General features: G+C 33.9%; 7 protein-coding genes. 4 read left to right on the top strand and 3 right to left on the bottom strand.

All coding sequences use genetic code 11. The features are described 5' to 3' along the window. On the bottom strand, positions 1 to 1098 hold a 1098-nt coding region (locus F6K54_RS34465), incomplete at its 3' end, for a CCA tRNA nucleotidyltransferase (RefSeq protein WP_293088118.1). 164 nt (positions 1099 to 1262) lie between these two features. On the opposite strand from F6K54_RS34465, the gene F6K54_RS34460 reads away from it, so the two are divergent. The 3 genes from F6K54_RS34460 (at position 1263) to tsaB (ending at position 5101) form a co-directional block, all read left to right on the top strand. After that, on the top strand, positions 1263 to 1511 hold the full coding sequence (locus tag F6K54_RS34460; RefSeq protein WP_293088116.1) for a Ycf34 family protein: 249 nt from the start codon (positions 1263 to 1265) through the stop codon (positions 1509 to 1511). Positions 1512 to 2338: 827 nt separating this feature from the next. Then, positions 2339 to 4087 (top strand): serine/threonine-protein kinase, encoded by a 1749-nt coding sequence (locus F6K54_RS34455; RefSeq protein ID WP_293088114.1) that lies wholly within the window; start codon positions 2339 to 2341, stop codon positions 4085 to 4087. 372 nt (positions 4088 to 4459) lie between these two features. Further along, entirely contained in the window at positions 4460 to 5101 is a 642-nt protein-coding gene (gene tsaB, locus F6K54_RS34450; RefSeq protein ID WP_293088112.1) for a tRNA (adenosine(37)-N6)-threonylcarbamoyltransferase complex dimerization subunit type 1 TsaB, read from the top strand. Positions 5102 to 5501: 400 nt separating this feature from the next. Here tsaB and F6K54_RS34445 read toward each other — a convergent pair whose 3' ends face one another. Both F6K54_RS34445 and F6K54_RS34440 read right to left on the bottom strand, forming a co-directional pair. Further along, positions 5502 to 5669, bottom strand: coding sequence for a hypothetical protein (locus tag F6K54_RS34445; RefSeq protein ID WP_293088110.1), 168 nt, complete (start codon positions 5667 to 5669; stop codon positions 5502 to 5504). Positions 5670 to 5871: 202 nt separating this feature from the next. Then, positions 5872 to 6285 (bottom strand): MAPEG family protein, encoded by a 414-nt coding sequence (locus tag F6K54_RS34440; protein ID WP_293088119.1) that lies wholly within the window; start codon positions 6283 to 6285, stop codon positions 5872 to 5874. Between the two features lie 831 nt (positions 6286 to 7116). On the opposite strand from F6K54_RS34440, the gene F6K54_RS34435 reads away from it, so the two are divergent. After that, the gene (locus tag F6K54_RS34435) at positions 7117 to 8370 is read left to right on the top strand and encodes a hypothetical protein (protein ID WP_293088108.1); all 1254 of its coding nucleotides are present in this window, start codon (positions 7117 to 7119) and stop codon (positions 8368 to 8370) included. Positions 8371 to 8719: the final 349 nt, after the last annotated feature.

Below are 8719 nucleotides of genomic sequence, written 5' to 3'. Positions count from 1 at the left end.
TAAAGGAGTGGGGTGAGCAACTTGATCTTCTGGATTAATATAACGTTGAATTAAACAATCAATTTCCTCTCTTGATATTCCTTTTGCTAATGCTACAACTGCTAGAGCAGGAAATTTTTTTCCTATCTCTTGAAAGAAAAAATATTGCTGTCTGACAGACATTTGAGAAATTTCTATTTCTGAGAGTTTAGCTAAACCTTTAATAACTGCAATTGTACTTCTAATTTCTGCATTACTATATTTCAACCCCATCAACTCAACTTCCGCTTTTTCTGGATCGGAATTAACTAATATTGCTAATTTAGCGATCGCCAATAAAGAGGTTTTGACTGTATCGCGTACCCCTCTTGCTAACTCATCCTTTAACTGAGACCAATTTTTTCCTAACTCCTCTGCTGCTATGTCTACTTGTTTTGCTATTTCCCAGTTTTCTGCCGCAGTAGGAAAATAACTAGAAAGTAAACCATCTTTCCAAGCTTTTTCTATCCAAACCATACCTTGGGGATGACTCAATAAATAACCTAATTCTGTCTGCACTCTTTCTGCTGCAACATTAGTCAGCAAAGGTGCAAACTCTCGAATAGCTGTTTGAGTTTCTGATGAAATAATAAAACCTAACTGTGCTGCCTGACGATATGCGCGTAATAGTCGGAGAGGATCATCTCTGAGATTAGTAGACCTCACCATTCTAATCATACCATCTTGCAAATCCTTCAGAGCATTAAATAAATCTATCACCTCATCATTAAAAGGATTATAAGCGATCGCATTTATTGTAAAATCTCGTCGCCATAAGTCTTCCTCCAGACTATTACCTTCAATTTCAGCAAAATCAACTGTAGTCCCCTGAAATACCACCCTAGCAATTTTTCGTTCGGCATCCAATACCACAAACCCAGCTTTATAGTGCTTCGCAATACTTTTGGCAATATTAACTGCTTGATCGAGGAGAATAAAATCTAAATCCAAATAATCACTTTTCCGCTTCAGCAAAGCATTTCGCACAGATCCACCGACCAAATAAACAGGTTGGGGCAACATTTCTCGATCAAATGGCCAATTATTGGGAGATAAAACAGACAGGGAATTTATCAACATTGCTAAAAAAATCAAGTTAACTTCTCTGTAATTAGACTTTATAAGTAGGAAATCATACAAGAGCAAATTAATTTGGGCTAGAATATAAATTCATCAAATAATTAAAATAGAAAATTATTGCATCAATTCAGATTAGACGTTGAGGATTAACGAGGTACTTACAAATGTGTATTTGTGTTAACTGCCACTATGTAGATCGATGTGTCACCTACCATGCTGTAGAAACTCAGCACGAACAACTTCATTTAACAGAAAATCCAGACTTTGACCCGGTTGAACCTACAATCAATGTTAACATTCGTCCTCAAAATAATGAAATTGAAATGGAGTGGGATGTTGTTGGTTGTGAAAGTTTTAAAGAAGAAGTGGGCAAATGGACAAAACTAAGACCAGGTGAACTTATCCCTACTTAAAGTAATTCTAATTCTTGATTTCCCCTTCTTTTTATATATAGCAGTGAGAGTAGGAAAAGGAGATTTTATGTTCGCTCAAATTATTTACTATTTTTGAGTATAGAGAAATCCCAAGCAACAAGTAATAGGGGGAATAAAAAGCTACTAATATTAGACTTTTAGTTATTGGGGAATTCCTGCTAATTTGTAAGTATACCAGCACACTCTGCTATAACTTTATCTCCCACTTCTTTAGGAAAAAGAAGAGTATTAATTTGCTTTTTATAACTGAAAGAAAAATATAGCGTTTATTCCCTGTTTACCAAATTACTAATTTGTAAGGACGTTGTATGCAACCTTCCTACCTAACTCCCTAAAATTTATGAATTTTGTGCCTCATGCTTCTTGGGAATTACAATATCATCAAATCAATAAACGAAGGCAGAAGGCAGAGGGTAAAAGGAACAATTAGATGGGGTATAATACCATTTCTCAAAAACTTTTCTACATTTTGTTGAGCAGGGGAGTAGGGGAGTGAGGGAGTGGGGGAGTAGGGGAGAAATAAAAAGTAAGAATAATAAACATTAACTTGGCTATTTTTAGCAAAAAAGTGATTATACCTGTTTTGATTAATTAATAACTGAAGTCTTACCCAAGTATAGCGTTACTTTTAGGAATTGGTATAAAACCCATCCAATTTTAGGTACCGTGTAGACGGCGGTTTTATACCCTTGTTCCCTTCGGTCACCGGTAGAGAGAGGTCAGGAGTCAGAATTCCCTTCTGCCTTCTGCCTCCTGCCTTCTGCCTTTCCTAATAATAAAAATCTTGATTTATCTATTCTAATCTAATGAGTTATTGCTACTTTCCCACCTGCAAAAATCCGCAAAATCCTACCAAGGCTGAATTTTGTCAGAGTTGCAATTCACCATTGTTACTAATTCCTCCGCTAAGTGCTGAAGATGAAAAAATAGAAACTAATAAGATTATTTCTTCACCAGATAATAATTTCAAAATAGCTAACCAGTCTCGCTACCGTATTCTTAAATTAATTGGGCAAGGTGGTTTTGGTAGAACTTTTTTAGCAGTAGATGAAAAAGATTCTATTCGACAAGTTTGTGTAATTAAACAGTTTTTTCCTCAGAATACAAATTATTACCATCATTACCAAAATTCCCTTCAATCTTCAGAAACAATTTCTGGTAATGAGTCTCTTCAAGTAAAGACAAAAACTCAAAAAGCTTCAGAATTATTCCTACAAGAAGCACAACAGTTAAAAACTCTAGGTATTCATTCTCAAATACCCAAACTGCTGACTTATTTTCAAAAGGATGGACAACAATATCTAGTTCAAGAATATATTGAAGGCAAAAATCTCGCTCAAGAATTGGCAGAAAAAGGTGTCTTTACTGAAGCTAAAATTCGGGAATTTTTAAATGATTTATTGCCAGTATTACAGTTTGTGCATAAATCGAAAGTTATTCATCGAGATATTAAGCCAGAAAATATTATTCGTCGCACTACTGGTCAACTGGTTTTAGTAGATTTTGGTGCTGCTAAATTAGTAGAAAAAAAAGGGTTACCTAAAACTGGTACTATTATTGGTAGTGCTGCTTATACCGCTCCCGAACAACTTATGGGTAAGGCCGTTTTTGCTAGCGATCTTTATAGTTTGGGTGTTACTTGTATTCATCTTTTGACTCAAGTTTCACCTTTTGATTTGTTTGATAGTAGAAATAGTAAGTGGGTATGGCGAGATTATTTAAAAATACCTGTTAGTAAAGAACTCGGTCTAATTTTAGACAAGATGTTGGCAGGGGCGACAAATCGGCGTTATCATTCTGCTACTGCTATTATTAGACATCTTCAACCTCGGTCTAATTATATGGAAAATGTTTATTTTTCTCCTTCTTCAGCAATGCCGAAAAAGTTGACTGAGCAAGCAGAAATTAGACGGGAGTTACAGGAAATTTTGGCTAATGAGTCGGTTAAAGTTCAGGTGAGTCGTATTAAAAAAACTTTGACTGTTGTGATTAGTAGAAATCCAGGAAAAAAGACTAATTATGCTCAAATTTTAAAGACCATTTCTGCAAAGTTAACTGATTTAAAATTGCAAAATATAGATAAAGTTAAATTATTAGGTAAGCTTCAGGGTAAGACTGTGCCAGAATGGCAACAAATATTGAGAATGGATCGTAAAGCTAGGTGGAAAAACCAAATTTTGAGATTACAAAAAAATGAGCATTTTGTGAAGCTATCGCAGTTAGGAACTCAGAATTTTTGGTTGGCTAAATTTAAGGAAAAAGAATTTTGGTTAGATGTTTTGATGTTTGCTTTTGCTTGGTTTATTTTTGGTTATCGGATAATTATTTGGCATCCGATAATTGCTGTGATAATTGCATCAGTTTTTATTACGGTTAAGCATCAGGTTGAAAAACAGAATAAATTGGCGACTAATAATTTATTTGCTACTGTGGCAACAATATTTTTAATTGTGGGTTTTTTAGGGAGATATTTTTGGATTTCTGATATTTTTGGGTGGCTTTTAGGTTGCTTATTTGTGGCTTTACCAATATTTTATGCTAGAGAGGAAATTTGAAGAAGGCAGCAGTTATAAGTCAAAAGTTAAAAGTTAAAAGTTAAAAGTTAAAAGTTAAAATTTAGAAGGAAATTTATAGTAGTCAATTAGGAGTCAACAATTCAGTAAGTAGGGTTTGCTGATTAATTACAAAATCATTGACAGGTAAAGGTTTGAGCTTGCTTCGATTCCCAAAAAGTGCGCTTATTTTAGTCTAAAATTCTCATAAAAGTTGATTCTAGCCAAAAATAAAGTTAATATTCCTTCCTCCTTCTTCCTTCTTCCTTCTTCCTTCTTCCTTCTTCCTTCTTCCTTCTTACTTCTTCCTTCTTACTTCTTCCTTCTTCCTTCTTACTTCTTTCTTCTTCCCTCTTCCTTCTTCCTTCAAGAACAATGACAAATACAGAGAAAAAATACGGTTTAGGAATTCATACAAGTAGTCCCGAATTAGGTTTAGCTATTACTGATTTTGCCGAAGATATCCGCTGGCAAACTTGGAATTTAGGGCGAGACTTATCTACTCATTTACATCAGAAATTGCAGGAATTTGTACCACCTCAAACTTGGCAGGATTTAAGCTTTATTGCTGTTGCTAAAGGCCCGGGAAGTTTTACTGGTACTCGTATAGGTATAGTAACTGCTAGAACTTTAGCTCAACAGTTAGATATTCCACTATTTGCAATTTCAACCTTAGCAGCAGTAGCTTGGTCAAATAAAAATCAAAATCGGGATTTATCTCTACAAATGCAAGCTCAAAGAAATCAGTTATTTACAGCTATTTATCAACTTGAAGAAATCGGTATAAATTCTCTTTTAGAAGAAACACTAATGACTCCAGAAGTATGGGAAGAAACTTTGAAAAACTGGCAAAATTCCTATGAGTTAATTAAGGTTAAAAATAGTTTAGGAAGTTCTGTTTTAAGTCTATTAGAATTAGCTCATTTAGAATGGCAAAAAGGAAAGCGATCGCATTGGTCTGAAGCTTTACCTTTCTATGGACAACATCCTGTTCAACAATTAATAATTAATAATTAATAATTAATAATTAGGGTTTGCTGATTAAATCTAAAATAATTACCAGATAAAGGTTTTAGCCTTTTTAGGCATTGAAAAAGTACATGGTTTTCAGCTCTTCATGCTCATGCATGGAGCGCATTTTTAGCGCATAGTTGGGCAAAAAAATTCTCCCCTACTCCCCTACTCCCCCGCTCCCCTACTCCTTAAAAAGACTTTTTCAGCAAGCCCTAATTATTAATATAGCGTTTACCAAGCTAATGAAGTACAGTTGTTTTTCTTCTTTATCGATTCCTACGGAACCAGAATTACTACTCCCTATTCCCTACTCCCTACTCCCTAAAACCAAGGAATTTTGTACCTCATAAGTATGGGAATTGCTATAATTACCTCTCCTTGATAGGAATTGCTCTAATACTAATTACTCTTTTTCTTTCTGCGTATCGTCGATATTTTGCTTCTTGCAATCTGCCTCATTATTTGCCTCTATTTCTGCTTGTGAATTTTCTTTTTCTGCCATTTTTTCTTGCCAATCATTCAGTTGGTTGAAAAGTTTTTGATTAATATTAAATACTTGTTTTTCAGACATTATTTTCACCTCATACTATCTATGAAAAAAATTAAAATAGTATAGTATAGATACTATTTTTACCGAATAATTAAGGATTGAAGCCTCTCCTTTAAAGAAGAAATAAGGAAAAAACTTCCTTTGAGTCAATCCTCTTCTTTTCAAGGAGAGTTAATTGTTAATTATTAATTATTAATTATTAATTATTAATTATTGATTATAGCTATGAAATAGTTTTCCATAGGGGTAGTAAAATTCCTACTAAAGCACCTATCAATAAAGTTATAATAGCTAAAGAACTAATACCAAACCCTAAAGCTCGCTTCTCTGCCGCCTGATAATAACCCCAGGCAAATAAAATTCGTCCCACTACCCAAACCGTGCCAATACCAGCACCCCATAATGGGCTAATAAACAGAGAAAAAAGCCACAAAGACGGTAAAAATAAAATTATTTGTTCTACAGTATTTTGTTGTACTCTTAATACTCGTTCAAAATTTGGCTCTCCAGTCATTTGAGGAGGCGTAATGTTGTATTTTGATCTAGCTCTACCAACATTAATAGTCACAACAAAATACAGGAATAAAGATACAACTGTTATTAAACTCGGCCATATAATTTCTTGTGTTTCTAGCATAGCGATCGCTTTTAAAAGATTATTTACTAAAGCAGCTCGATCCACATAATAGTTTTGATGTTTATTTCTGACAAGTAGGTTATAATTACAGGCTTATTCTGAATCTTAATAATAGAAGTAAGAAGGTGATTACTGATCTAGGACAGAAGGAACAAGGTTAATTATTGATATTCTGTTGTTTCTTTTGCGTAGTGCTGCACAAACATATATTCCATAACTCAAGAGTAGTAAGTAATGATAGTTACGATCATAACTGGACTTGACTGAACTTTGTTATATAGCAGTTGCCATGAATGTATTGGACATATTAAAAGTTTGAAACCCAGACAACGTCAGATTTTTCCAACTTTGGCATCTGAGTCAACTAATCATCAGAAAATCTACATAAACTCTTGGATTCTTCATCAAATCTTCACATAAACTTAAGTAATTTCATAGTAGGATCAACAGCTATAGCCTTATCTAATTTTTATACTTAATTTTGCTGATAGAAATTAGTTATATGATAGTACTAATATTATAGTATGGGACAGCAATCTACGAGAGCGAGTATTACAAAATTTAATCTGTATTTCAAATTTTACCTAATTCATTACATACATTACATATATATTTTTTTAGGTAAATACGAGCATCAATCATATTTTTATATATGCTCATTTTACTATCAGAATTTCAAAAATATTGGTCTAATAAATACGTTCAAAATAGCAATTTAATTATTATTGAAATATCTATTCTACTAATCTATATATAATTATCGAAAAAATCAACTTTATTGAAGAACAAGTTAAATAAACTTATAATTAATTTCAGAGGGGATTTTTAAGAATGTCAAGTTATAATTTAAGCTCTTTATCAAATAATAATAATAATCATCATCATAAATCTGCCACACAAGAACAGCGACTTTATCAGCATTTACAAGACTTAGCTCGTCAACAAAACCCTGAAGAGTCAATTGGTAATTTTAGAGATCTATTTATTGATGCTTCTGGATACTTTATCCCTGAAATATGGCAGGCAATAGAAACAATTATTGATGCCGATCCTGATGAAGAAGAATTTCATAACATTCTCAATAGAAGTTGTTACATCTTAATTAACCGTTGGTTACAAAACCCACAACTGCAAAAATCAATTCCAGAGTTAGTAAATATATTCCAGGTAAAACCAACTAACTTACCCCCTTGTTGGACTTCTAAACGTGTACGCACTTTAATTCGCAGTTTTACTGAGACTGAAAAATATCTTGCCTTACAACGTTTGGCTAAGATGTTTATCAGGGAAACTCAAGAAAATACAAAAATTGTAGACCGAAAGTTAGAAAAATTAATTGATCGATATCCATATCTATATGAAAATTGTTTTATCAATGATGAGAGTACCGATGAAGAGCAACAAGAAATTCAAATTATTAGACAAAAAAAACAGCAGAAATATGAAATAGATTTGTCTAAATATATCACTTATCAAAAATTGCGCAGGAAAACCAATTCTATTGAAAATCCTACTTTAATGAAAGATGAGGAATTGAATCAAGCAGTTAAGTATTTTACAACAAAAGTTCATGGTCGCCAAACATTACGAGACCAAGCTCAACAGTTTAAAACTTATTGTGATTTAACTTGTTCTTATCGTAATTTTAAAAATGGGCTATATGAGTACTTAACTGATACAATCGATCCTGGCTATAGTAAACGTCAATTTAATCGCAAATTATATCATAAATTACAAAATACTTTGTCTGATAATAATACTCAAAAACCCAATGATTCTCTAATTTTAGGTACTTGCAAAAAAACTTTAGATTTTCTCGTTGTTGAGAGTCTTGAACAACCAAAACATTTTGTTTTTTATGACCTGATTAATAACCTTGGAGCAACAATAGTAATTGGTGTGTTGTTGAAGATTGTACTATTTTGTCAGCAAGCTAGACCTTATTTAGAACAAAAATTTTCTATTCTGTTTAATCATTATCAAGGAGCTACCACTGGTAAAGTTTGGTGGTTAGTGAAGTCAATGGAAACTCTTAATGTTGCTTTTAGTACCAACTTAGGAGGGATAAATCTATGCTGTTTTTAATGATTTATTCTGCCTCCTGCCAATATTAAAATTACAGTAATTCATCTTATTAATTATAATTTCCAGTCCCCCTCTGATTCCCCTCCTGGGAGGGGTTAGGGGTGGGTTAGGTCCCCCTCCTGATTCCCGTTCCCCTCTGATTCCCCTCCTGGGAGGGGTTAGGGGTGGGTTTCTGATTCCCCTCCTGGGAGGGGTTAGGGGTGGGTTAGATTCCCCTCCTGATTCCAGTCCCCCTCTGATTCCCCTCCTGGGAGGGGTTAGGGGTGGGTTAGGTCCCCCTCCTGATTCCCGTTCCCCTCTGATTCCCCTCCTGGGAGGGGTTAGGGGTGGGTTTCTGATTCCCCTCCTG

It is taken from the genome of Okeania sp. SIO3B5, from assembly GCF_010692555.1.
Classification (GTDB): Bacteria; Cyanobacteriota; Cyanobacteriia; order Cyanobacteriales; family Microcoleaceae; genus Okeania.
Note: the sequence above shows the minus strand (reverse complement) of the source record. Positions and strands in the feature narration are given on the sequence as shown.

Coding starts and splice junctions, on each gene's coding strand:
- F6K54_RS34455 (WP_293088114.1), top strand. CDS start 2,339: ATGAGTTATTGCTACTTTCCCACCTGCAAAAATCCGCAAAATCCTACC.
- F6K54_RS34445 (WP_293088110.1), bottom strand. CDS start 5,669: ATGTCTGAAAAACAAGTATTTAATATTAATCAAAAACTTTTCAACCAA.
- F6K54_RS34440 (WP_293088119.1), bottom strand. CDS start 6,285: ATGCTAGAAACACAAGAAATTATATGGCCGAGTTTAATAACAGTTGTA.
- F6K54_RS34460 (WP_293088116.1), top strand. CDS start 1,263: ATGTGTATTTGTGTTAACTGCCACTATGTAGATCGATGTGTCACCTAC.
- F6K54_RS34435 (WP_293088108.1), top strand. CDS start 7,117: ATGTCAAGTTATAATTTAAGCTCTTTATCAAATAATAATAATAATCAT.
- tsaB (WP_293088112.1), top strand. CDS start 4,460: ATGACAAATACAGAGAAAAAATACGGTTTAGGAATTCATACAAGTAGT.